This is a genomic window from Sphingomonas sp. ABOLE, assembly GCF_003950455.1.
GTDB classification, from domain to species: Bacteria; Pseudomonadota; Alphaproteobacteria; order Sphingomonadales; family Sphingomonadaceae; genus Sphingomonas; species Sphingomonas trueperi.
This window is the reverse complement of record NZ_QQWY01000004.1, coordinates 1-24,525: the sequence shown is the minus strand read 5'-3', so window position 1 is coordinate 24,525 and position 24,525 is coordinate 1. Positions and strand designations below refer to the sequence as shown.

Below are 24,525 nucleotides of genomic sequence, written 5' to 3'. Positions count from 1 at the left end.
CATACAGCGTGTCAAAACCGCTGGGTTTTGACAACGTCGTGTTATCAGTGGTGGAAAGCGCGTCCGCTCTCGGGCGGACTGTCCCTCCTTTATACGCGCCTGGGAGTGCAACAAGTATTGTAACGCCATGCCAATGCGGGCATCAATTCCCCAGAAGGGGACCACCTAAATGCCTGAATTTCTGGTTCAGCACTGGAAAGAGATCCTAGCAGCCGTCGCCGCGCTCGTGGCGAGCGGCGTTGTCTTCAAGCTGATCACAGTTCGCGTGTCGAGTTCTTCAAACAGGGTCGATCAGCGAGGCGCCAGATCCAAAGGCGACATCGTTGGGCGAGACAACAACCGCAACCGGCGGGGCTGAGCACCCTTGGCGGACTCTAACGACGTCAATCAGCGGGGGGCGAGCGCGGGCGGCAATCTTGTCGGTCGTGACGACAACTCGGTCAACGTCTGGCTGCCTGGCGACAGTCAGGTGAGCATGCTCGTAAAACAGCTTGATCGCGAGATTCACGCCGACGAGATCCGCGAGCAATGGATCGACAGCCTGCAGTTCTTCGAGGAGCAGTACGTCCCCGACGGCGTCAAGGGACTAGAGGCCAAGCTCGCGAGGTGCGGTCGGCCCGACAAGGTGGGTTTGGCGCTCCGGCACAAGGAGCTCTTCGTCAAGTTTCTCAACCGCTACTCGCTCTACGGGGCCGCGCAGGAGCTGCTTGCTCTCTGTCTCCATCGCATCCACGCGGAATTCGAAACCCACGTCCACCCCGCGTGCGGCAGCAGGGATGGCGCTGAGATCGACCAGATTGTTTCGGAGAAGGTCGTGCAGGCGGTCGTCACCGAGTATGGGCTGGGGACCTTCGCTCTCAATCATGGATTGGTGCTGGGTATGACATACTGGCTGGCCGACCGCTGTTACGTACGCTGGCACGCGGCGTGACGCAGCTTGTCTACCATCCGGCATTCGACCCGTACAACGCGCTGCTCCGCACATGCCGGCTGCTGGACGAAATGGCGGACGGGATCGACGTCACGGCTTTACGCGTGCTCGACTTTCTGCTCCTCTTTCCTGAGCATCTGGCTGCCGTGCGCTTGTCGCCGGCCCTCAAGGGGGCCGTGCGCCGGCTGAAGGTGCAACCACGATTTCCCTACGATCGACTGCCGACGCCCCGGGCGTTGTTCAGGAGAATGGCGGCACCTTACGAGGTCGCCGTGCAGACCCTAGTCTCGCGCGGACTGGTGGACGTTGACGAGAAGACGGGTGTCATGCGGTTGAATAAGGGCGTAGTGCCGGCTTCGCTCATGTCGCTCGCAAAGCTGCGGAACGAGGAGGAGGCCGATCTGATGTCGGTGCTGCAGCAGCTCGGCGGCCAGTATTCGGCCTATGGCCCTGACGGGTTGAAGGACCGCTCGCACCTTGATGAATTCCTGTATGACGCTGTTTAAGCCGACACTGATCATCCGCGAGGTGGCAGTCTACCGGGGCGCGTCCTATGCGTACCGCGAGAGCCTGCACGCCGGCGTGAACATCATCGCCGGCGAGAACAGTTCCGGCAAAAGCACGATCCTCAGCCTGATCGTGTACGGGTTGGGAGCGGACATCTCCAACTGGAGCGAGCAGGCTCAGCTGTGCGATCGGGTCTCGCTAGAGGTGGAGTGTAACGGAAACGTGGCCACCTTCTCGCGCCTGATATCCGCGAAGTCCGGCCAGCCGATGGAGATCTTTGCCGGGTCGCTCGAGCAGGCAGAGAAGGCGTCGGTGTCCGACTGGATGCGGTTTCCCTACCGCACGTCCGGCGAGCGGGAGAGCTTCTCCCAAGCGGTATTCAATCTTCTCGCCCTGCCGGAACTGCAGACCGACACGTCGGGCAAGCTCACGCTGCATCAGCTGCTGCGCTTGATGTACTCGGATCAGCTGAGCGCGGTGGACCACATCTTCCGCGACGAGAACTTCGACTCGCCTCAGCTGCGCGAGGCGATTGGACGGTTCCTGATGGGTGCGTACGACACTGACATCTACGCGAACCAGCTGCGCATCCGCGAGCTCGACAAGGAGCTCGCGGCGGTCGACGCGACCTTACGGGGGATATACGCGCTACTCGCTGACGTAAATCACAGCCTGACCTTGGAGTGGGCGACGGCGGAGCGCCGGAACATTGAGGAGCAGCTGATCCGGCTTGGGGAGGAGGCGTCCCAGGCAGAGGTCGCGCTTTACGAGGAGGACGGCGAGGACGTCATCTCGTTGGAGCCGCAGCGCCGCGCCCTGGAGGCCGTACGTGCGGCGCAGGACGAACTCGCCTCCGTCGACCAGCAGATCGAGGCGCTACGGTTCGAACGGGCCGATTCCGAAATATTCCTCGCCACGCTGAGGCGCAAGATTGATGCCCTGCGGGATTCTGCGACCGTCGCGGAGGCGATCAGCGAGGTCGAGTACAGCTGGTGTCCCGCATGCTTCGCGACGCTGTCGTCGCACGACAACCCCCATACCTGCCGCCTGTGCAAGGCACCCATGGACGAGGAGCGGATGCGCCGCAGGGTTGTGGGACAGCTCAATGAACTGCTCGTCCAGCACAAGCAGTCGACCAGCGTGCAGGCGGACCGGGACCGCGAACTGAAGGAGCTGAACGACCGGCGGGCCTCGCTTTTCGCCCAGTGGAAGGACGCCGCAGCGCGGCTCCGCACGGCCAAGCGTACGCCACAGAGCGAGGCCAGGCAGAGTCTCGCGACGCTTAACGAACAGATTGGTTATCTGCGGCGGGAACTGGAGGAAATCGCGAGGCAGGAGCGCCTGATATCGAAACTGGACACGCTTTCGACCACTAAGGCGAACGTAACGGCCGAGCTATCGCGGCTGAGGGATATGAACGAGCGCCTAGCCGCGACCCAGCAGGAGAGGTTGTCGAATGCGTATCGGCGCGTCGAGCGCGAGACTCTTGCCCTGCTACATCATGACCTGCCCCGCCAAGATTCCTTTGAGAAGGCCAAGAGCGTTTCCTTCGACTTCAAGCGCGACGCCATCTCTGTGGACGGGCACACCTACTCGTCGGCATCCTCGACGATCTATCTCAAGAACGCTCTGCTCTCCTCCTTTCTTGCCGCGGCCGCCGAGGACCCTGGCTTTCGACACTTCCGCCTGCTCATTCTCGACACGATCGAGGACAAGGGTATGGAGCCAGAGCGTAGCCGGAACTTTCAGCGGCTGATCGCCGAGCGGTCGGCATCGCTGACGGCGCGGCACCAGATCATCTTCGCCACGGCGATGATCAGTCCGGATTTAGACAAGGCTGAGTACGTGATCGGTCGGAAGTCGACGCACGCTGAGCGTACGCTTCTGGTCGGCTGACCTCACATAAATGGGCAGGAGTTAGATTTGTTTTACGTCATCAGCGGGCGACTTACTCGGTAATTTGAAATTGCGGCCTCGGCCAAGGCGGCGCACCATACCCAGCGCAGGTTCAGCGCGGATTGCATTCAGCTCGTCGAGCAGGGTCGGAAAGCGAATTGAGCAGGCAAGTGCAATGATCGCCGTCGCATCGAGCCTCTCATACCTCTGCCGCTCCGGAAGAGCCTCGAGACGTTCAAGCAATGCCCGTGACGCCTCGTGGGAGCAGGGCAGCGAGTTCAGCGCCACCGTGTCCTCGATGAGGTCGATATGGGCCGCTATACGCTCACCACGCGCACGCCACTTGCGCCTGATGCGGCGGACGTCGGCATCAGATGCTTTGCAGATAAGACGCCCCACGGCGCGCGTAATTGAGAGACTGGCGTCGCGCTGCCTCAATCGCGCGATTTGCATCAGCGTAGAAAAATCGCAATTCTTGCCGGTTCCGAGCGGACGTCCGCGTGAGCGTTTCGGCATCTTCCAGGGGGCTTCGTGTTCCATGCACAGCCTTGTGGAACATCCTGTCGCGGCGAGAAAGGATCATTAAATGGCAGTGCGGATTGCACGGCACTCGAAGCGGCTCGCTAGGGCGCACAGCGCGAGATGTCCTTGATCATTCCAAAATTTTTGCCGTCCTGCGGAAGAGGGAATGACGAAGGCGGCCGTTGCTGCATCTCTGCAGATCGAGCCGACGAACTTGACCGACTTGTATTCGGCCTGGCGCTGATGGGCTGCATAGTAATGGCTTGTCGGCACCGACGCCGCGGCGGACGCCTACCCTCAGCTTGGTGGGTTAGTAGGCTCTCCACCAGGAAGCGGTAAAAGGCTCAGATCAGCACGCGTTCCACTTCGTCGAGCGTCACCTCATCCGATCGGCGATCGTAAAGTTGGGTCGTGCGTGTCGAGCTGTGGTTGGCCATCGCCGCAGCACGCTCAAGGCTGCCTCCATTTTTGAGGTACGCGGTGATGCCGGTGGCCCGGAAGCTGTGATTGCCGATGGCGGTCTCAATACCTGCTGCGGTTGCGCGCCGGCGTACCATCTCAAAGGCATTAGCCTGCGGTAGGGAAGTGCCGCTTAATCGCTTAGTGCCGCGTGCAATGGTGCGGAACAACGGCCCTTTACGATCCTCGCGCAGTGCACACCCATCGAGATAGCTGGAGAGATACTCCTCCAGATTATGGTGGCATGGCATTTCGTGCCGCTTGCCACCCTTCTCGTGCAATCGCACCCACAAACGCCGGTTCTGCACGAACACGTCCTCGACGCGCATTGCCAATGCCGCGCCGATCCGCGCGAACGAATAGACCATGAGCCCGATCAGCGCCCGATCTCGCAATCCTGCCGGCGTGGTCACGTCTATGCTGTCGAGCAGCCGTCGCGCCTCCTCGGGTGTCAGCACCGGCGTCTTGCCCCGCTTCACGCTATGGCTGGGCCCTCGCACCGATCCCGCTGGGTTCCCCGGCACGACCTGGCCGATCACCAGCCAGTCGAACAGGTGACGGATCGCCGCAAGCCGCTGCTTGACTGTAGGCGCGCTGCGCACCTGGCCTAGCTCCTCGATGTAGGCGGCGACGTGAAGCGGCTGTACCGCGGCGATCGACGCGAGGCCACGATGCGCGCACCAGCCCAGGAATTCACCGATACCGCCTGCATAGGCCCGACGTGTGTTCGAATTGCGGATGTTGGCGGCGAAGAATTCTAGAAAGCGGAGCTGCGCGCGATCGTCGGCGGATGCGATCAGCGTCGGCAACGCAAGCTTGGGGGAGGGGAGGGGAGAAAGAGAGTTCACGAGAAGAAACCCGAGGCGCCGTTGATGATAGTCCCGACGATTCCGAAAGAAGACGCAATGACGTTGACCGCATACGCGTCGCGCAGACTTTCCGTCTCTTCAACAGTGTGCGCCGGTGCGATCCGGCTATGCTCATGCCAAGACTTGTAGCCGCCGGCCCGTATAATCGGCCGAGCTAGCGCAAAGGCACCAATGCACGCTGTCAACGCACCGCCAAGGCCCATGTAAGGGCCGGTCTTGAACGACGATGCAACAGCTTCAGCCTGTCCACATTCCCAACCGATGGCACCCCATACGATCAAGAGGAGCACCCAGTAGGTCGGGAGCGGTACCGCAATGCTAAGCGTTGATCCATCCTGGTCGGCAACTCACGCAGGTTCTGCACCCACTGCCCAAAGCGTCTCACACCCAACCTCCTACATACGATAAAGGACATTATCATATATAACCATCCTGTTGAAAGGCGGAACCGGAGGCAAAGACGGGTGTATCAACAGATTGTTGATATGTACGTCGCTAAGGCGTACATAGTGCTCGAGGCGTGAGGTTTGTATGTTGGGCTTTGAGGACCAGGTCGCTGCCGTCGAGGAACGCAGCACCGAGCGGATGAACTTCCGCACCAAGCCGCGGATCAAGCGTGCCATCCAGCAGGCGGCCGCGCTCTCCGGCGTCGACGATTCCGTTTTCACCATGAACGCGGCCTATCGCTCGGCGATGGAGACGATCGCGGCGCATGAGCGCACCAGCTTGCAGCCGGTCGACCATGAGGCGTTCTTTGCCGCGCTCGACACACCGCCGGCACCCACCGATCGGCTGGGCGCGGCCTTCATGCGTCATCGCGAGACGATCGTCAGCAGGTGACGTTGTCCGAGGACGTGAAGCACATCATTGAGCCGCTCGATTCTGCCAAGCACGATCGGGAGGCCTTTTCCTGTGGCATCGAGCAAGTCGACAACTTCTTTCGCCGCACAGCGAACAAGCTCACCAAGGCCGGCAACGTCCGCACCTTCGTGATGGTTGGGTCCGAAGGCGAGCTGATCGGCTTCTACGCCACGAACGCCCACGCGATCGACTACACGGAACTGCCGGATCGGTTTGCCCGAAATCGCCCTGCCCATGGCACTATACCGGCCGCGTATATCTCCATGATCGGGGTCGACACACGGTTCCAGGGGCAGGGGTATGGCGGTGATCTCCTGGTTGACTGCCTAATCCGCTTGGCAGCGGCGGCCGAGGCCCTCGGAATCGCCGTCGTCATGCTGAACGTGCTCGACTGTGGCGATGCTGAGAAAGTCCGACGCCGCCTGGCGCTCTCCGAGAGCTATGGGTTCAAGCCGTTAGCGTCTAATCCCTTGCGGCTCTTCCTGCCGATCTCGACGGTTCGCGCGCTTGCTTTGCAAGGTTGAGCGGGCGCCACATCCGCCCGTTACAGAGGGCGACAGCTTAGGCGACGATAGTCGACCTGACGGCGTCCTGCTGCCAGTCTGTGACCAGCCCCGCCCTCAGGGCGCGATCACCGGATATCGCCGGCCGATAACGGATCGCGTCTCATAGTAGCCCCGCACCCAGTTTATAAGTCAAGAGAATGATAAAGATCATGACTTATCCGGTTCCAGGAGGACCTTTCCGTATCTAGAAATGTCCTTTGACACTCTCGTTTTCAAACGATCCAGTTCATCTTCAGGCGTGATGTCGTAAACGCCATCATCAAAATACTTCCCTGCTCTCGTAGAAATGTAGAGAGACTCATTCTTTAATATTCCATAAGAAAAAGGAGAAAAATTCAAGTACCACCTATGAAACCTACTATTATCTAGTCGACTTAAAAATAAATCCATTTCGGTTAAAAAAAGAGGTATATTAGTATATTCATTTTCAAAACTTCTGGAGGCGCTACCGGTGGAAAAGTCTATCTTTATTCTGCCAACGCGCTCAGCTAAATCACTGTAAGGCATCGCCCGGCTAAGCTTGGGCCAAGTGGACGTATTCGCTGTAATGATATAATTCATTATGGCAACCCTGCTCCTGGGTAAAGAGTAACTGGCTCGTAAACTCTGAGCCCAAACTGATCAAACCTGCCAGTATCGCGAACAATGAGGGTTATTAGAGAAGTTGCTTGACCACTTCCTTGGAGATAACCAACTGTACCAGAATACTTTGCAGTGTACCTATAAACTCCTGCGAACCGTGTACTTCTAAGAGGGGAGTTGTTCGCCGCGAAAGCAGCCAAGGAAAATAACGACCCTTCATTTTGAAATTCTGGACGGAAAATGGATCCAAACGTAGTGTCGCTTCCAAAATGACGAGCCGAAACATGTGAATAAAACCCAGCGTAAGAATAGTTAATCCATGCTTTCGATGGACCTTGGCTGATTACAGTTATACAGCTTTGTGGATCTGCAGAACAGGCATTATCGCTGTCAACATTTTGACTTTCCAACAAATCGTTAGATCCGTTTACAAAATCTGGGCCAGAGCTTCCATTCCCGCTCCAAATAGGTCCGTAATTCGGTGTACCACTATTCTTGGCACCTGAAACGCTATTAGCCTTTTTTACAACTTTGATTTGATCTTTATCATCTTCATCTTCATCACCGCTAAGTCCAAATCGATCAGTTTTATTGATGGGATCACTGCGAACGTAGTTATACCAGTTCATCCCATCCTTGTATCCGATAGGATCTGTTTGCATGAACCGCCCGAGCGCTGGCGAGTAGATGCGCGCCTTGTAGTAGCTCATGCCGATCTCTGGAAACCATGCTTGCCCGGTATAGCCGAAGCGGCCGACGCGGGACGTGGGATCCGACGGGATGCCGTATTCGTCATAGCTGTTGGTCGCGAGCACATTGCCTGAGATGTCCGTCGACGCGATGACCGACCCCCGCTCGTCCTGAACCAGCCAGCGGCGGTCGTTCGTCCCGCTGCCCTGATACCAAACCAGCGGCTCATCTTCACCGGGTCCGAACACATAACGCCGCTGGATGGCGCTGGTCGGATTTGCAACCTCGGACGCGATATGTCCGCCATCGTACACGAAGCGCGTCGAGACGTTCGTGTCATATTCGGCAAGTCGCCCGAGCACGTCGTAGTAAAGCGAAACCCGGCCACTATAGTCGCTCGACAGCCCTTGAGAGGTGCTCGCCATGCGGTTCTCGGCGGTGTACGTGTAGGTCATGCTCCCCGAGTTCGTCAGGTTGCCTTTCAAGTCATAGGACAGGCTCGTGGCACCTGCCGAGGTGAGCTGGTTGAGAGCGTTCAAGCCATAGCCGCGGTCGACGTTCAGGATGCCGGTAAAGGCGTACGCGTCGTTGCTGCGGGTCTGAGAGGCGATCTGGCTGGCAGGGTTGAAGGTGAAGCTGACCGAGCTGTCATAGGCGGTTCCGCCCAAGTCGTGCGCCATCGAGGTCATCCTTGAGACCGCGTCATAGCCATAGCTGGTCACGGTGCCGTTGCCTCGGGTGAGGCTGGTCCGCTTCCCTACGCCGTTATAGCCGTACCTTGCGAGCAACCCGGATCCATTCTCATAGATGGCGTTGACCTCGCCGGTCGCCAGATAGTCATAGGTGACGAAGAAGCCGTCATTCCAGGTCGTCCGGGTGCGGCGGCCAGCGGCATCATATTGATAGGCGAGCGATCCGAACGTCTGCCCCTCGCTGAGCGTTCGACCGAGCGCATCATAGGTAAAGATGCTCACCACGCCATCCCCGCGGCTGACCGTCGTTGGGCGGCTGAGCAGGTCGTAGCTGTAAGACACGCCAAGCTCGCCCACCGGCAGTGTCTTAGAGGTAACCCGGTTGAGGCTATCATAGCCATAGCCGATGGAGTTGCCGTCGCGCAGCCGCCTAGACGTGACGTTTCCGTTCGCGTCATAGCCGAGTTGCTCGAAGCTGTTATCCACGAAGGTGGTCGTGGCCTGGCGATCGAAGCCGTCATAGCCATAGCGGGTGACGTTGCCGTTAGCGTCCGTCAGCGTGTACACTTGCCCATTGTCGGTGTAGCTGGTCTGGACGTCATCAGATGCGGCCGACGTGCCAACACCTACGGTCACCTTGCTCTGTCGGCCCGCCGCATCGTAAGTCGTCTGCGTCACCCGATCAGGTCCGTTCGAACCATCGATCTGAAGCGGCGAACAGCTTCCTGCCTGGGGGCCCCAACGCGTGGGGTCCATATACTGGATCGCGCAGGTACGGTTGCCGACGGCATCATACAGATAATCGGCCACTGCATAGTCGACCCCTGCGGACCAAAGCGTCTGCCGCTCAATGTTCCCCGCGGCGTTGTACTGGCTATAGAGGTGGTAGGCCTCGGCATAGTTGTTCCACGCACCGTCCGATGCATCCGCTACCGTGCCGACGGATTCCAGCCACAGCCTCCCTTTCACGTCGTAGCTGTTCTGCAGGGCGCGCCGTGGCAGCGGTCCGGAACCGTCTGGATCGGGGGAGATCACGCCGATCAGATGCCGCTCCGCATCATATCGGAGGGTGGTGACATCGCCGGCTCCCGGCACTGGTCCATCAATCGCGACGGCGTTCCCAATAGCGTCATAGCTCGTGATAGAGGTCGCGCTCAGACTGTTATCGCCAGCGGCGACGGTCACGCTGGTCATGTTCAGTGCGCCGTCATAGGCGATCGTGCGTTTGACCTCGTCTGCGGTACCGACGCATCCAGGAGCGGCGCCCGTCTGGCAGGACGACAGCCCCGTCAGCAGCACGACGCCAGCCGCATTGGTCGTGTAGCTATACCTTACTTCGCCGCGAACGCCCCCTGCCGATGCCGCCGGGGCCTTGACGCTTGTGACCAGACCGGTGGCGCTATCATAGGCGTAGTTTGTGACATTTCCCTTCGCATCCGTGGTGGTCAACGGGCTGTTGCACGATGGGCTGTCACAGGTTGCTACATAGGTTGCCGTCTCAACGATGTCCGGCAAATTTGTTCCCGGCTTGGCGCGCCGCCGCGTCTCTACGACGTTCCCTCGAGCGTCATAGCCGTAGATGATTTTGTTGCCTTCCGGAAACGTCACATCCGTTGGCCGACCTACGCTATCCCAGCCATAGGAGGTGGTTTTGCCCAATGGATCGGTAACGGACGTTGGCCGGTACTTATTCATGTCTGATACGATGGTAGTCCGATGCGCGAGCGCGTCGGTGACCACCATAGTTGCCGTTGAGCCTGATACTGTACGATTGTAGTTGGTTGTGGCGCCATTATTCGTCACCGCCGTGACGGCACCCCCTGCGCGGGCAACTGTGATGCTGTCGCCATTATCTCCAGGCCGCCGAACTCCCGAAATATTAAACTGAGAGCCGGTGATTTGCCACGTCCGCCCTGCCGGCGTCGTGATCGTGTAAACGTTGGCGGCGGGATTGCTATAGGATACCGTTCCTATAGTGGTAGATCCGTTGCGTAGAATGGCGGTCTTTTTACTAAACCAAGTTGGCCCGGGATTTTTCCCAGGCGCAACGGTGTCCGCAACGAACCCCCATGCGATTGAGTATCCCGCTGAGTTATTCACCTCTGAGAGGCGCCATGAAAAAGAACAGTCGGGTCCGCTGTTCGAGTCAATAGGAACGTCGGTGCAGTTGTCGAAAGTCTCCCATTGAAAATTTGTTACCATGTCGACTTTCCCCGAAGCTGACATGGGTAGGAGGGTGCAGTCATACTGATTATTGTAGTCGCAAAGGTTCGACTTGCCACCGTACACTCCGGCTGGGTTGCCGAAGGTGATTTCCTGCCCGTTCAGCGACGTATATATGACACTGCCGTTTTCGAATCGCAGGGTTGCGCCGGTACCTCGGCTTGAGGTCAAGTTTGAGCCGATAAAATTATCGAAGGAGGGCCCCAAGTTGACAACGTAGTTAGTGGTCCCGTTAGCGCCCTTACTTTGGTACAGGCTGATCTGAGACCAGTTGTCCGTTTGTCCATCATAAGCAATGAGCGGCAATCGCGCCTGTCCAGACCCAACGACGGCAACAGGTACCTGAAGGGAGAACTGCCCCGTCGTAAGGTCAACGCCATTGCCATCTAAATTAGGATGGGGGGACTGAGCCAAGGCGGGTGCGGCAATGCCGGCGCCCAACGCGGTCGATAGCAGTAATGCAGCCCTCTTGAGTCTGATATGCCATGTTGCATCTCGCTTAAACGAGACGGCATTTGCCATCCGACAATTTTCTTTAGACGACTTAGTCTGCACGAGGCGCACGTGATCGCGCTCAGAAAAATCTGAGTTAAACATTACATCCCCCAATTAGATAATGTTAGTGCGGCAGACTCAATGCGCGCCAGTCACTTTGACATTTTTGCGATTATCGGCACCGTCGTGGGTATACTGGGAGGTTACGCCGTTATTGACGGAACCGGAGCGCACGACCTTAACCAGCCGGCCCTTCGCATCGTAGGTGTACGTTATCGTCTCCGCCGCATGAGCGACGGGTCCGGCCATCGCCATGCAAATGGTACACAAGCCAAAGAGAAAACGCATAAGCCCCCCGATGCCCGGCGAGCTACGCGGGCCGCGTTATTGCGGCACCCGCCTGCCCCCAAACTGGGTAGATCGTTACACATCATCATTAGCTTTTCAATGGGCCATGCTTGCCTCAGAACGGCGGTCAGTCTCATGCTCTTCTGCGCTAGCGCTTTTGCAAAAATGCCGCCAAGGTGCGAACCAGATCTGAATTCAAAAACCTCCGGGGGGAGGAGCATTTGCGTACCTCGACGAAAAAATTGGCCGCTTCCCTATCAATTATCGCGTTCGTTTCGAATGCGGCGCGAGCGCAAGACGGTCTGTCCGACCCTGCTGGGTCGGGGGTAATTGTCTCCGCGGTGCACTGGTTACAGGGTACTCTGCTTGGCACGGTGGCAACCGTGGTTGCAGTCATCGCCGTAGCTACCGTCGGCTTCCTGATGCTCACCGGCCGCATCAACTGGCGCTACGGCGCCACGGTGATCTTGGGCTGCTTCATCCTGTTCGGTGCGGCGAGCATCGTGGCCGGTATTCAGTCCACCGCCCAACTCGGGCAGTGACATGAATGGTATCGAGCGAGACCAGTTGTTTGTGGCGCTGACGCGTCCGCAGATGTTCGCCGGTGTCACGTACAGCTACTTCGTCGGCAATGCCGTGGTCGCAACCGAGCTGTTCCTGGTGTTCAAGTCGGTCTGGGTATTGGCTGTCGCGCTCGCCGTGCACCTTGCCGGCTTGCTGCTGTGCCTGCGCGAACCGCGTTTCTTCGACCTGTGGCTGACACGCGTCAGCCGCTGCCCGCGCGTGCGCAATCATGGCTTGTGGCGATGCAACTCCTACCGGCCCTGACGCGCGAGCCGAAGATCGTCGCCAGGGAGGCACCGGCGGGGCGCCATCTGCCCTATGCGGCGCATATCGACGATCACACGGTTCACACCCGCGACGGCGTGCTGATGCAGTTCCTTCACCTGCGCGGGCTGTTATTCGAAACCGCTGACAGCGAGGAGATCAACTATCGCAAGCGGCTGCGCGACGCGATGCTGCAGACGATCGGCTCCTCGCAGTTCGCGCTCTACCACCATGTCGTGCGCAGGGAGGTCGAGCCCGAGCTCGACGCTGCGTTCCCCGACGCGTTTTCGCAGCGGCTCGACGATGCCTGGCAGGCGCGCCTCTCGCGCAAGAAGCTGTACGTCAACGACCTGTTCCTGACGATTATCCGCCGCCCACTCCAAGGCCGGATCGGCTTGCTGGATCGTCTGCGGGGCACTGGTAGTGCGCAGGAGGGCACGCGGGGTCTGCGGCAACTGGACGCAGCGCGTGAGGCGCTGATGGCGGCGCTTGGGAGTTACGAGCCGCGGTTGCTCAGCGTCTACCAGACCGAGCAAGGGCACTGCTCCGAGCCGCTCGAATTCCTCTCCAGTCTTTACAACGGCGAGACGCGGCCCGTTCGGCTGCCACATCAGGATATCGGCGCCTATCTACCCTATCGTCGGATCAGCTTCGGTCAGGAAGCGATCGAACTCGCGCCCGCCGGTGCGCTGCCACGCAGTTTTCTGGGGCTCCTTTCGATCAAGGATTATCCGGGGCAAACGGCCGCCGGAATGTTGGACGAGCTGCTGCGCCTGCCGTTCGAGCTGACCATTTCGCAGAGCTTCGGCTTTGTGGAGCGTCAGGCGGCGCTCTCGCGGATGAACTTAGCGCTCCGGCGGATGCGCTCGGCCGAAGACGAGGCGGTGAGCCTGCGCGCGGATCTCTCCAGCGCCAAGGATGATGTAGCCGCGGGCCGCGCGGGCTTTGGTGAGCACCATATGACGGTCGCAATCCGCGGACAGACGCTGACGGAGGTGGACGAAGGCATAGCCGAGGTCCATGCGGCCCTTGCCGACATGGGCATCATCGCCGTGCGCGAGGATATCGCGCTAGAGCCCGCCTTCTGGGCCCAGTTTCCGGGCAACTTCAAGTACATCGCCCGTCGTGGGCTGATCTCGACCAGCAACTTTGCTGGCTTCGCCTCAGGGCACAACCTTCCGCAGGGCAAGGCCGCTGGCAACCATTGGGGTCAGGCGGTCACCCTGCTCGAGACCACCGCTGCCGGCCCCTATCACTTCAACTTCCACCAGGGCGACCTCGGCAATTTCACAATCATTGGACCTTCGGGTTCGGGCAAAACGGTCGTCCTCAACTTCCTGCTGGCACAGGCCCGCAAGTTCGCGCCCCGCATCGTGTTCTTCGACAAGGACCGGGGCGCCGAGCTGTTCCTGCGCGCGATTGGCGGACGTTATGATCTGCTGCGCCCCGGCACGCCCTCGGGGCTCAACCCGCTCCAGATCGATGACACGCCCGCCAATCGGCAGTTCCTGATCGATTGGGTCGCCCTCCTTGCCAGCAGCGCCGACATCGAGGAGCTCGCCCAGATCAAGGATGCGATCGATGCAAGCTTCGGACAGCCGCTCGCCCAGCGCCGGCTGCGCCATCTTGTCGAGCTGTTTCGAGGCGGTCACCGCCCCCACGGCAACGACCTTTGGGCGCGGTTGCGGCCTTGGTGGGGTGACGGCGAGCGGGCCTGGCTGTTCGACAATGCGCTCGACGAGACCGACCTAACCGCTGCCACGGTCGGGTTCGATATGACCCAGATCCTGGACGACCCAGCACTGCGCACCCCGGCAATGATGTACCTCTTCCACCGGGTCGAGGAGCGGCTCGATGGCACGCCTGCTATCATTGTCGTCGACGAAGGCTGGAAAGCGCTCGATGATGAGGTGTTCGTCCGCCGGATCAAGGACTGGGAAAAAACCATCCGAAAGCGCAACGGCGTAGTCGGCTTCGCAACGCAAAGCGCGCAGGACGCGCTGGAGAGCAAGATCGCCAGCGCTATCATCGAGCAGGCGGCGACCCAGATCTTCATGGTGAACCCGAAAGCCAGGGCAGCGGACTATGTCGAAGGCTTCGGGCTGACCGAGCACGAATTCGCGCTGGTCCGCACGCTGCCGGACAGTTCGCACTGCTTTCTGATCAAGCATGGCAATGAGAGCGTAGTGGCGCGGCTTAACCTGACCGGCGAGCACGAGCTGCTGACGATCCTGTCGGGGCGCGAGCGCACCGTTCGCCTGCTTGACGAGATTCGCGCGACAACCGGCGACGATCCCGAGGCGTGGCTACCGCAGCTCATGGCACGCGCATGAACACGTGCCCGGCGATCCTCGACAATGCGTTTCTGGAGAGCGTGCTCGCCTCGGTCGACTGCCAGGCGCAGACATTGGGCGCGCAAGGGTATCAGGCGATGGCGACACCGGGCTCTTCGCTATCGCTGCTCCTTGGCGGCATGCTGACGATCTTCATCGCGCTCATCGGCTATCGCATGATCCTCGGCGAAACGCCGACGGCCCGAGACGGGCTCATTGCCTTCGTCAAGATCGGCATCGTCTTCGCACTCGCGATGAGCTGGGCGGCCTATCGCACGCTTGCCTATGATGTGGTGTTCCACGGGCCTGCGTCCCTTGTCGCGGATATCGGCAGACCGGCGGAACTGCCGGGTGCCGGCGGCGGGATTTCGGCAAGGCTCGGGCAGGTCGACCGCGCGATCCAGGAGCTAGGTCGACTAGGAACAGGCCCTACGACGCTGGCCAGCCGGCAGCAGATCGATAATGGCCAAGCAGGGATCGTGACGGAGGAAGTCAGCGATCCCCCGAGCATCTTCAGCCCTTACGGGCTGGGCACGGCTCGCTTGGTATATCTCACCGCCACCATCGCAGCGTTCGCGGCCGTACGGCTTATCGCGGGACTGCTGTTGGCATTGGGTCCGCTCTTCATTGCCTTCCTCCTCTTTGACGGCACGCGCTCGCTTTTCGAAGGTTGGGTGCGGGGGTTGCTAGGTGCGGCGCTTGGCGCCGTGGCCGTTACAATCCTGCTCTCGGTAGAACTCGCGCTCCTTGAACCCTGGCTCACGTCGCTGCTCCTGCGCCGCCGCGGCGATTTGGCGATCGGCGGTGCAGCAACCGAGTTGCTGGTCGTCACCTTGGTCTTCGCACTGACGCTGCTTGCGGGTCTTGGCATGGCCGCACGATTTTCGATGACCTTCCGTCTGCCGCCGGCGCTCCGTGCTCTGCCAAGCCGGCTGACGGACAGGCTGCAGGTGCAAGGAGCGCTGCCGCAGGCACGCGCAGAGCGTGCTGCATCGCCTGCAGAGAGCCATTCACGCGCCGCGGCCGTGGCGGAAGCCGTAGCTCAGGTTGAGCGCCGTGAGGCCCGGGGCCGCGAGGCAGCTGTGGCCAGCCAGGCTGCCATTCTCCAGAGCACGCTGCAGGCGCCATCGGGCAACGCGGCGCAACCGCTCGGTCAACAACATCGCCGCCGCACGCGAGGACGCATCTCAGCCAGCGCCGGTCGCCGGGATCAACAGTCATGAAGAACAAAGCGCGTGAAGCGCTGGATGCCTATTACCGTGAGGCCGGCAGCTGGGCTGAGGACCAGCGGGCGACGCTCGCGAAATCGAGGCGGACGGCCTGGATAGTCGCCGGCGGCGCATGTGGCATCGCCGTTCTCGAGGCGCTGGCCCTCGTCCTGCTGACGCCGCTCAAGACCGTCGAGCCCTATACCCTGCTGGTCGACAAGCAGACCGGGTTCGTCCAGGCATTGCAGCCGGTCAATGCCCAGCGGATCGCGCCGGACAGCGCGCTCACCCAGTCCTTCCTCGTCCAATATGTGATCGCGCGCGAGAGCTTCGACATCAACGCGCTCCAGGCCAACTACCGCAAGGTCTCGCTTTGGTCGGAAGGGCGTGCGCGCAGCGTCTATGTTGCGAGCGTGCAGGCCTCCAACCCTGACAGTCCTCTCGCGCGTCTACCCCGCAGTACCATCGTCGAGACGCGGGTGAAGAGCGTCAGTCCTTTGGGCGGCAACCGCGCCATGGTGCGCTTCGACACCCTTCGCCGTGATGCAGGCGGGCGCCAGCTGGCGCCGCAGCCTTGGGTAACGGTGATCGCCTATCGCTATTCGGGCGAGCCGATGAGCCTGGAGGACCGGTTCCTCAATCCATTGGGGTTTGAGGTGACTGCCTATCAGCGCAATCCCGAGGCCTTCCCGCAAGCAGATCCTGCGGCGCAACCGAGTGTAAACTCGTCCCCGGCGGCGTCCCCAACGCCTGCATTGCAGGCACCTGGACCAAATCCGTCGAGCCCGAACAGAGCTAAGCCGTGAGAGCTGCGATCCTTCTCCTGCTGCTCGCGACGAACGCCGAAGCGCAGATCCGGCCCCGCCCCGCCGGCCCCAATGCGCACGTCCAATCGGTCGACTTTATTGCCGGCCAGGTCGTGCAGCTGCAATCTGCACCCGGCTATCAGCTGATGGTCGAGCTGGCACCCGACGAACATGTCGAGAATGTCGCATTGGGCGACAGCGGAGCCTGGCAGGTCAACCTCAACCATGCCGGTAATCGCCTGTTTCTGAAGCCCCTGCAGGCGGGCGCCACCACCAATATGACAGTGGTGAGCGATGCCCGGCTCTATCTGTTTGACCTGACCACCATCAGCGCGCCGGAAGCTGATACGCCGTATACCGTCCAGTTTCGCTATCCAGCCCCGGTGCTGCTCGCGCGGCTTCCCGGCAGCGCCGGAGCGGCACAGCCTGAGGTGCCGCCAGTTGGGCGCTATAAGCTACGCGGGGACAAGGGCCTGCGACCAGCAGGGATCCACGATGACGGAGTGCAGACCTATATCGAGTTTGCCCCCGGTGTGCCGCGGCCGGCGATCTACGCGATCGATGGTCGTGGCCGCGAGACGCTGATCAACGGCATGATGCGGGATGGACGTATGGTGGTGGACAGCGTCGCTCCCACCCTCGTGTTTCGCATCGATCGTCGCAAGGCGACCGCTGCCCGCGTCGTGTCGGAGCAACCCTGATGCCAAAGCAGTCCGCAACCGCGCCACAGACAGGTGCAGAAGGCCCTGGCCTGCCGGTCGTAGCGAAGCCCGCAACGGGCTTGCCGGCCTGGATGATTGCGGCAGGCGTCGTATTCGCTGCAGTCCTGCTTTTCATCGTCCTTGACGCGAGGCGACGTGCGATCGTGGCACCCTCTGTGCGACCGCGCAGCGTCGATGCTGTGGCCGCACAAGCACCTCCGCCCACGCTTTACATCCCGCCCGAGCCGGCCCCCGTGCAGCCGATGCTGCCGGCGCCCGTTCCTCAAGTGTCGGCGCCTTTGCCACAGCAGGCAGCGCTGCCCATGCGGGTGGAGCAGCGTCCCATCGTCCAGCAGGCGATCCCATATTCGCAGCAACCAGCTGCGCCGCCTCCACCACCGGCCTCGCGTGTTGCGAGCGGCTCCGCGCTGATGATCGACACGAGCAGTTCGTCGGCGGGCGCAGGTTCTTCGGGGCCTGCGGGCGGTGAGCGGCGTGGAGAGGACGCAAGCTCGGGCAAGATCGCTGGCGCGCGTGCAGGCGCAGGTGTGCTCGCCAGTCGAACGCTGACGGTGCCGCAGGGAACGCTCATCCCGGCGGTGCTAGAGACAGCGCTGGACTCAACCCTACCGGGCTTGGCCAGGGCGGTTGTTTCCAGTGATGTGCGGGGCTTTGACGGCACCAAGGTGCTGATACCTCGCGGCAGCCGACTGATCGGCGAATATGCCGCCAATGTGGAAAGCGGCCAAAACCGCATGCTGGTGAACTGGCTGCGTCTGATCCGGCCTGATGGGGTGACGATCGCAATCGGGTCGCCTGCAGCCGATCCTGTTGGGCGTGGAGGCGTTCGCGCGCAGGTGAACAGCCACTTTTTTGAGCGCTTCTCCGGTGCCATTCTCCAATCCGCTCTCGATGTGGGCGTCAACTTGGCTTCCAGATCGGCAAATTCGCCGGTAATCGTGGCCCTGCCCGGCACCGCAGGATCGATCCGGCAAACCACCACGCCGAACCAGGTGCGGCCCACGCTCAAGGTCCGGCCTGCGACTAGCATCTCTGTCTTTGTCGCACGCGACCTGGATTTCACCGGCGTGGAAGATCGGTGAGCGGAGTCTTGCGCCCGATGGAAAGCCAATCCTTCCTTCAGGCCTATCTCGCACCCCTTTTACCGATTCTGGCACGCACAGATGTCACCGACATCTATGTGAATCGACCTGGAGAGGTTTGGGCGGAGACACTCGGAGGTGCGGTTGAGCGGCACGATGTGCCTGATCTGAACGCCCCCACCCTCGACCGCCTTGCGCGCCAGATCGCCGCGCTTTCCCATCAAGGAATTAGCCGCGAGCACCCGCTGCTATCCGCAACGCTGCCGGATGCTTCGCGCGTCCAGGTCATTGCCCCACCCGCGACGCGCGGACCCATGGCGATCGCCATCCGCAAGCATCTGTCCTCGGATTTGAGCTTGGCGGACTATGTCGAAGCGGGCGCCTTCAAGCACACGAGACGGGGTACGACGTCGCAGCGCCAGGTGGCGGACGACAGCCTGCACAGGCTGCTCGAGGCAGGCGATATTCCTGCGCTCCTTTCCGCCGCGGTGCGCGGCCGAAAGAACATTCTCGTCTCTGGTGGCACCTCCACCGGCAAGACGACTTTTCTCAATGCCCTGATCCGCGAGATCCCGGCTGAGGAGCGATTGATCCTGATCGAGGACACAGCTGAGCTCCAGCAGCACCACGCCAATCTGGTGGGGCTACTTGCCGTTCGCGGTAGCCTGGGCGAGGCGCGGGTGAGTGCAACCGATCTGCTAACAGCGTCTCTTCGCATGCGGCCAGACCGCATTATCCTCGGCGAGCTCCGCGGCGAGGAGGCGTATACGTTCCTCCGCGCCATCAATACCGGACATCCTGGTTCGATGAGCTCGGTTCATGCGGACTCCGCCGAGCGCGCAATCGAGCAGATCGTCCTCCTTGTCCTGCAGGCAGGCACACAGCTCAGTCGCGACGATGTGCGCCACTATGTCCGCAGCACCGTCGACGTGTTCGTGCAGCTGGCTCGAACGGGCGGACGCCGGCATGTGGCGGAGGTGGTACTGGCATGAGCGGGCTAATCCCAGTGTTGACGCTTGCCGCGATGCCACTGAGCGAGCCTTTGCAGCAGAGCTCTCTGTTGGCGGCCGAGGACTGGGTACAAGGCGCGCTGCTCGGTTCTATCGGTACCGCCGCTGCCGTAATCGCCGTCGCTGCGATGGGCTTTCTTCTGCTGGCTGGTCGGCTGAGCGTGCGCCGCGGTTTGACCGTGATAGCTGGATGTTTTGTGCTCTTCGGCTCTTCCACGATTGCACAGGGCATCATGAGTGGGCTTGGTATCGGATCAGGCGCAACCCAGTCCCAGATGGCGCCGGTAAGCGTGGAGGCGCCTTCGCCGCTGGCGGCTGTGCCAACGCCGGCGCCTTCGCACGTCCCATACGATCCATATGCGGGAGCCGCCGTACCAATGCATCATTGAAGTGGGGCTTCAGTGTCGATCGAGAGCCCCGCCAGCACCGGCAGCCTATCCTGTCGGCCCCCGTCCGCCAACTGATCTGACCGTCGATAGCCGGTGGGAGAGCTGCCATCGCAGCTCGCGAAGTGAAAGCTGACCAGATCGCTCGGTCGGCTGAGATCGAGTGCGACGCCAATCTCTCGTCAAATTCCTGCTTTCCTACAGATCAGCATGTATGTTCTTTATATGTTCTGCTGATTCGAGGCAGTGGACGTCGCCAGCTATTATGCCGGGGGCCGTCCAGTCGTGAGCTTGGGGCAACTGGTGTTTTGCGCCGGTTTCTCTGCCATCAACCGGAAGGAACGTTTGACAATGCCATCTCCGATCACACTGCCCCTGTCGCCCGCGTTCGGCTCAAATGCCCCTTTGTCGGGCGCGCTGATGCGCGTGTTTATGACAGGCACGACGACGCCTGCGACCGTCTATCGAGACAAGAACCTCACGACTCCGCACCCCAACCCAATCGTTGCATCCACCGACGGGAAATTCCCTGAGATCTATGCAAGTCCTGGAGTATCCTATCGCTTCCAGGTGACTACGGCCGCCGGCGCGGCAATCTCGGGTTATGACTTCGATCCGGTCGCTTCCCCGATCTCGAGCGGCGACTTCTTCCCGTCGTCCATCGCTACCCTGCAAGCGCTGCCGAGCGGCACCCCGCTCACATTTCTGAACGCCGGCGTGCGCTCCGGCCACTTTCAATGGGTGTCGGGCAATCAATCCGCCAATGTCTCAGCCGACCCTCTACAGGGCATCTATGTTGCTCCCGCCACTGACACCACTGGCGCATCCGGGTGCTGGCAGCGCGTTTGGGATGCCATCAACGCTCGCCCCGAGTGGTTCGGCGCAGTCGGCTTCGCGCCCTTCGAAGACTGGACCGCGCTCTGCGACACAGACAAAAATGTCCGTCTTACGCAGGCTGCAACCAACGATGCAGCGTTAGCGGCTTGTCGGGACCTGTGCGCGGTGACCGAACTTGGTCCATTTCGCTACTACACCTCGTCGATCTTGAAGTGGAACGCCTCCGATCGGACCATCCGCGGCGTGGGCTCCGGCTACAAAGGCGGCACTGCAAGCATTCTCTGCCTGGTTGGGGCCGCCGCCGCATACAGCACTGTTTTCCAGTTCGGCGGCGACAGCTACGAAGCGGTCGCGCGAGGTATTCTCGCGCACGATTTCGGGGTTTATCGCGCAGGTGTGATCGCAAACGGCAGCACGACTGGCGACGCCGAGGACTGCGTCAAAGGTGTGCTATACTGGTGGGCGACCAACTCGGAGATGCGCCGCACGCGCGTGCTGAATTCACCGATCGGCTATCACGTCTGCCTCACCGCATCGTGCAGCCTGATCGACTGCAATTATGAGCCGTCAGCGTCGGCCGCGAGCGACATCACCATCGGCTACCTGTTCGGCGGTTATACCACCTATCCGACCTTCGTCGGCAGCAACGGATCTCTGCGCGCGGAAGGCAACACAGCTTACGTCTTCCCAAGCACAGTGACGTACACCGCTCACACGCTGCTTTTCGGACTCCCGGCCGATACCTGGATGGAGAAATGCGAGGGCTCCGGCGGTAAGAAGGGCATCGACATCACCGGGATGACCAAGTCGTCGATGAAAACCTATATCGCGCGCGGAGACAGCGGCACGAAAATGACGAATGCCCAGAGCGCGAACGACATCGATGTGCTCAGCTGCCGCATGGATGGCTTCACCCAGGCCGGGTTCTATTTTCACGACTTGAACAACTCAGCGGATATTGAGGTGAACACGCCCTATATCGCTGGTCCCGGCCAAGCGATTGCGGTCAACCAAGTGGATGGCCAGGTCACTATCCTGGGCGGCCGGATGATCGCCATCAACTCTGGTCAGGGCGGGCTTGACGCGAATTCCGTCGGCGTCCTGACTATCCGCGACACACTGATCCGAGACATGACCTACCCTGCAACTATAGCCAATTGTGGTGGCGTGCACTTCGACCCGATGATCTTCAATCTCGAGAAGCCTGCGACGAGCGCGGCCGTTTTCACCAACGTGTCGCGCAGCAAGATCGGGGCATCGGTTCGCGGAGCGCCCAGCATGTTCACCTATGGCCTTGTATTCGCTGGTGAAACCTGCGGATACAACGAAGTGAGCACAACGAAGGTGGATTACGGGGCGATGGTGACCGTTAGCCCCTCGCAGAAGGCCCGCTACAACGGTGGCGACGCGCGCGCTGGGTTCGGCACCAATCTGCTAGTCGGCGTTACGGGCTGAGGCGGAAGCGAGCGCCAAGCCCATCGTGACATCAGCAATGCCGGGGACGGTGCTTACATCACTCAGTGGTGGCGAGACCTGGACCGAGGAACCGTAAGGCGGATTCAAACTGCTGCGCAGCATCGGCAGGCAGGGCGCAAGCATCGTCGCACTCGGCCGCCCGGTGCCCACGCCCTCGGACAACGCAGACCGTCGTCAGCGGCGTAAGTTCAATCTAAAGGGCACCGTGGTCACCCGCGAGCTACTTGGCAAAAGCAGCGGGTTTCACAGAAGAGCCCAATCATGGCGTCCGCTGCCGTGGGCAAGCAGGTGCCGCCCCTAAGCGGCCCTGAGCTATGCGCGACCGTGGGCGGGGTTCCAATCCCGTCCACGGTCGATGCGACGCCCTACAGTAAGAGCTAGGCCGTAGGCTCATAGGCGCGGAACGACCAAATTCGCTCCTATTGTGTTGAAAAACTTCGTAAGCGGAGGACCTACAGGGATGTTGCGCAACATGAGTTCGTGAATGCTGCTGTAATAGGTATCAAACTGCAAATGCTCTCCGTTGATGGCGGCAATATTTCAGCGCCGTGCCCTGTGCTCGGCCGACGAGGGGTTTTTCAACACTATCGCTCCAGTTGCGGACGTTCGCCGTCGCTAGCATTCATCAACGATGAACGAGAGCGACAGAGATGCCTATGACCGGGCCAACGCTGTGACGATCCCATTCGGGGGAATTGGCGCCCGACAACCAGCCAGTGCGTGATCACCGGTTTTTTCTGGTCACATGGGCTTTGTCGGAAGCCAACTACGGATTGAAATGGGGCTTGCTCGAGGCTTGGGGAGGCACAGCTTGCATCATCATTGTTCTGCTCGGCGCTATCATGTTGCTTCGTATGTTGCCGGCTTCAATCCGCAGGAGGGCATGACCGCTCTCCATCCATTCCCGGCCAGTCCGTAAAGCAGGGCGGCTGAAAGCTGCCGGTGCGGCCCTCGGCCCACGGCGGGGATGGATGCACAACAGGCGTTTGTCGGTCGCCTGCAATGGCAGCCGACAGTGTTTGCGGCTCCTGCGTCAGCCTCAGGATATTGGGGCGCATGCCACCGTCCAGAAAACGGCCGTTTTCTGGACGCGAGCATACGGGCTACCCAGAGCCGGGTCCGGCCGCAGGATAGTGTTTATCTACTCCTTCGGAAATCATTGTGCATCAAAAGCCTGCCACATCGGTTCCGCATCGGCGCACCCGATTCTGTGGGTCTGCAAAATCCCTCAGGGCATACCGACATTCTGAATTCGATGAACGCGGTGCCCGTCGCTCGATGCTCATGTGGCGGCTTCTGTCAGATACGGGCATTCCGGTACTTCTGGTGCACCACCGGATCTAGTCCGCTTACGCCGCTTCGAGTGGCAGACGGCACTGATTACCCGGCGTCCGCTTTCGCGAGGTTCTATTTATCTGCTGGACGGCTGAGAACGGGCGCGTGGCGGTCGAGAGGCGTGCCAGATTGTACCAGGCAATCGCACAACGAGTGTGGGGAAAAATGTGGGGGCGACCTTGCGCTCCCTGGCACATTCTCGTGCTACATCAACACATTGAAATTGGGATCAGGCTTCCTCCGGCTAACCCTCGCCTGATCGGTGGAGGAGGTTGTGCGATTAGCGCGGCGCGCACAGAAGCGTCGCCCGAATCGTCTTGCCGAGGGTTCATTTGAGCGCATTTCGTCCGACGATGTTTTCCGTACACTATCCGTACGGCCATCGCGATGCTTCGCTAAGTTATTGAAAAGATGGTGCACCCGACAGGATTTGAACCTGGGGCCTCTGCCTTCGAAGTACGAAGGAACACTAATGCGCAAAGAACGCCTCGTTTGGTAGCCGCGCGCACCAAGATGAGGGCGGCCAAAGATCTAACGTCCAGTCTGGGATCGGCCATTTCCATCATTTGAGCACAAACCGGGTGCCCCGAATCACTCCCAGAAAGTGCCAAAAAGGTTCGTCGGGCGAGGGTTTGAACCGCGCCGGGTTTGCCGGAGGCCATTAGATGTGAGTCACGCCGCCATAACGATCTGCTCAGCGGCAGCATAGTAGTTCGCTTCGGCTTCGGCAGGCGGGATGTTGCCGATGGGCTCGAGGAGCCGGCGATGGTTGAACCAATCGACCCATTCGAGGGTGGCGTATTCGACGGCTTCGAAGCTGCGCCATGGGCCGCGTCGATGGATGACTTCAGCCTTGTACAG

22 protein-coding genes and 1 pseudogene are annotated in these 24,525 nt (G+C 60.6%); 16 read left to right on the top strand and 7 right to left on the bottom strand.

Features of this window, described 5'->3' with window-relative positions:
* The first annotated feature begins 169 nt into the window (after positions 1-169).
* From CA234_RS03625 to CA234_RS03610, 4 genes are read left to right on the top strand one after another with little or no spacing between them, the layout of a single operon-like run.
* On the top strand, positions 170-358 hold the full coding sequence (locus CA234_RS03625; RefSeq protein ID WP_126000920.1) for a hypothetical protein: 189 nt from the start codon (positions 170-172) through the stop codon (positions 356-358).
* A 6-nt stretch (positions 359-364) separates the two neighbouring features.
* Positions 365-931 carry an ABC-three component system protein gene (locus tag CA234_RS03620; RefSeq protein WP_126000919.1) on the top strand — a complete coding sequence of 189 codons (567 nt, stop codon included), beginning with the start codon at positions 365-367 and terminating at the stop codon, positions 929-931.
* Positions 928-1,437: an ABC-three component system middle component 5 gene (locus CA234_RS03615; protein WP_126000918.1), complete on the top strand. Its 510-nt coding sequence runs from the start codon at positions 928-930 to the stop codon at positions 1,435-1,437. The genes CA234_RS03620 and CA234_RS03615 overlap by 4 nt, the downstream gene beginning before the upstream one ends.
* On the top strand, positions 1,424-3,334 hold the full coding sequence (locus CA234_RS03610) for an AAA family ATPase (RefSeq protein ID WP_164521703.1): 1,911 nt from the start codon (positions 1,424-1,426) through the stop codon (positions 3,332-3,334). Before CA234_RS03615 ends, CA234_RS03610 begins: the two co-directional genes overlap by 14 nt.
* A 21-nt stretch (positions 3,335-3,355) precedes the next feature.
* Here the strand turns inward: CA234_RS03610 and CA234_RS03605 are convergent, their stop codons facing one another.
* From CA234_RS03605 to CA234_RS03595, 3 genes are all read right to left on the bottom strand, one after another.
* Positions 3,356-3,874, bottom strand: coding sequence for a hypothetical protein (locus CA234_RS03605; protein WP_126000916.1), 519 nt, complete (start codon positions 3,872-3,874; stop codon positions 3,356-3,358).
* A gap of 326 nt (positions 3,875-4,200) precedes the next feature.
* Positions 4,201-5,163 (bottom strand): tyrosine-type recombinase/integrase, encoded by a 963-nt coding sequence (locus CA234_RS03600; RefSeq protein ID WP_126000915.1) that lies wholly within the window; start codon positions 5,161-5,163, stop codon positions 4,201-4,203.
* Complete coding sequence (locus CA234_RS03595; protein ID WP_126000914.1) at positions 5,160-5,465, bottom strand: hypothetical protein; 306 nt, start codon at positions 5,463-5,465, stop codon at positions 5,160-5,162. The genes CA234_RS03600 and CA234_RS03595 overlap by 4 nt, the downstream gene beginning before the upstream one ends.
* Before the next feature lie 250 nt (positions 5,466-5,715).
* On the opposite strand from CA234_RS03595, the gene CA234_RS03590 reads away from it, so the two are divergent.
* Together CA234_RS03590 and CA234_RS03585 are read left to right on the top strand one after the other, a co-directional pair.
* Positions 5,716-6,024, top strand: coding sequence for a DUF1778 domain-containing protein (locus CA234_RS03590; RefSeq protein ID WP_126000913.1), 309 nt, complete (start codon positions 5,716-5,718; stop codon positions 6,022-6,024).
* On the top strand, positions 6,021-6,569 hold the full coding sequence (locus tag CA234_RS03585; protein ID WP_126000912.1) for a GNAT family N-acetyltransferase: 549 nt from the start codon (positions 6,021-6,023) through the stop codon (positions 6,567-6,569). The genes CA234_RS03590 and CA234_RS03585 overlap by 4 nt, the downstream gene beginning before the upstream one ends.
* 189 nt (positions 6,570-6,758) lie before the next feature.
* Here CA234_RS03585 and CA234_RS03580 read toward each other — a convergent pair whose 3' ends face one another.
* From CA234_RS03580 to CA234_RS24235, 3 genes are all read right to left on the bottom strand, one after another.
* A complete protein-coding gene (locus tag CA234_RS03580; protein WP_126000911.1) occupies positions 6,759-7,172 on the bottom strand; it encodes a hypothetical protein in 414 nt (137 codons plus the stop codon).
* Positions 7,172-11,320 (bottom strand): RHS repeat-associated core domain-containing protein, encoded by a 4,149-nt coding sequence (locus tag CA234_RS03575; protein WP_164521702.1) that lies wholly within the window; start codon positions 11,318-11,320, stop codon positions 7,172-7,174. The genes CA234_RS03580 and CA234_RS03575 overlap by 1 nt, the downstream gene beginning before the upstream one ends.
* 111 nt (positions 11,321-11,431) lie before the next feature.
* Entirely contained in the window at positions 11,432-11,602 is a 171-nt protein-coding gene (locus CA234_RS24235; RefSeq protein ID WP_164521701.1) for a hypothetical protein, read from the bottom strand.
* Between the two features lie 260 nt (positions 11,603-11,862).
* Between CA234_RS24235 and CA234_RS03570 the strand changes: the two genes are divergently transcribed.
* The 10 genes from CA234_RS03570 (at position 11,863) to CA234_RS03525 (ending at position 22,308) form a co-directional block, all read left to right on the top strand.
* Entirely contained in the window at positions 11,863-12,183 is a 321-nt protein-coding gene (locus CA234_RS03570) for a TrbC/VirB2 family protein (RefSeq protein ID WP_277600207.1), read from the top strand.
* Between the two features lies 1 nt (position 12,184).
* A complete protein-coding gene (locus CA234_RS03565) occupies positions 12,185-12,469 on the top strand; it encodes a type IV secretion system protein VirB3 (protein ID WP_126000909.1) in 285 nt (94 codons plus the stop codon).
* Positions 12,448-14,802: a VirB4 family type IV secretion/conjugal transfer ATPase gene (locus CA234_RS03560; protein ID WP_126000998.1), complete on the top strand. Its 2,355-nt coding sequence runs from the start codon at positions 12,448-12,450 to the stop codon at positions 14,800-14,802. The genes CA234_RS03565 and CA234_RS03560 overlap by 22 nt, the downstream gene beginning before the upstream one ends.
* Positions 14,799-16,025: a type IV secretion system protein gene (locus tag CA234_RS03555; protein WP_126000908.1), complete on the top strand. Its 1,227-nt coding sequence runs from the start codon at positions 14,799-14,801 to the stop codon at positions 16,023-16,025. Before CA234_RS03560 ends, CA234_RS03555 begins: the two co-directional genes overlap by 4 nt.
* The gene (locus CA234_RS03550; RefSeq protein WP_126000907.1) at positions 16,022-16,816 is read left to right on the top strand and encodes a VirB8/TrbF family protein; all 795 of its coding nucleotides are present in this window, start codon (positions 16,022-16,024) and stop codon (positions 16,814-16,816) included. Before CA234_RS03555 ends, CA234_RS03550 begins: the two co-directional genes overlap by 4 nt.
* Entirely contained in the window at positions 16,813-17,517 is a 705-nt protein-coding gene (locus CA234_RS03545; RefSeq protein WP_126000906.1) for a TrbG/VirB9 family P-type conjugative transfer protein, read from the top strand. The genes CA234_RS03550 and CA234_RS03545 overlap by 4 nt, the downstream gene beginning before the upstream one ends.
* Positions 17,518-17,780: 263 nt before the next feature.
* Positions 17,781-18,620, top strand: coding sequence for a TrbI/VirB10 family protein (locus CA234_RS03540; RefSeq protein WP_241213225.1), 840 nt, complete (start codon positions 17,781-17,783; stop codon positions 18,618-18,620).
* A gap of 17 nt (positions 18,621-18,637) precedes the next feature.
* Positions 18,638-19,612, top strand: a complete 975-nt coding sequence (gene virB11 / locus CA234_RS03535; protein WP_126000905.1) for a P-type DNA transfer ATPase VirB11 — start codon at positions 18,638-18,640, stop codon at positions 19,610-19,612.
* Complete coding sequence (locus CA234_RS03530; protein ID WP_126000904.1) at positions 19,609-20,019, top strand: TrbC/VirB2 family protein; 411 nt, start codon at positions 19,609-19,611, stop codon at positions 20,017-20,019. Before virB11 ends, CA234_RS03530 begins: the two co-directional genes overlap by 4 nt.
* A gap of 243 nt (positions 20,020-20,262) precedes the next feature.
* A complete protein-coding gene (locus CA234_RS03525; protein ID WP_126000903.1) occupies positions 20,263-22,308 on the top strand; it encodes a hypothetical protein in 2,046 nt (681 codons plus the stop codon).
* A 2,028-nt stretch (positions 22,309-24,336) separates the two neighbouring features.
* Here CA234_RS03525 and CA234_RS03520 read toward each other — a convergent pair.
* Positions 24,337-24,525 (bottom strand): annotated as a pseudogene (locus CA234_RS03520) (IS3 family transposase); the annotation flags it as partial.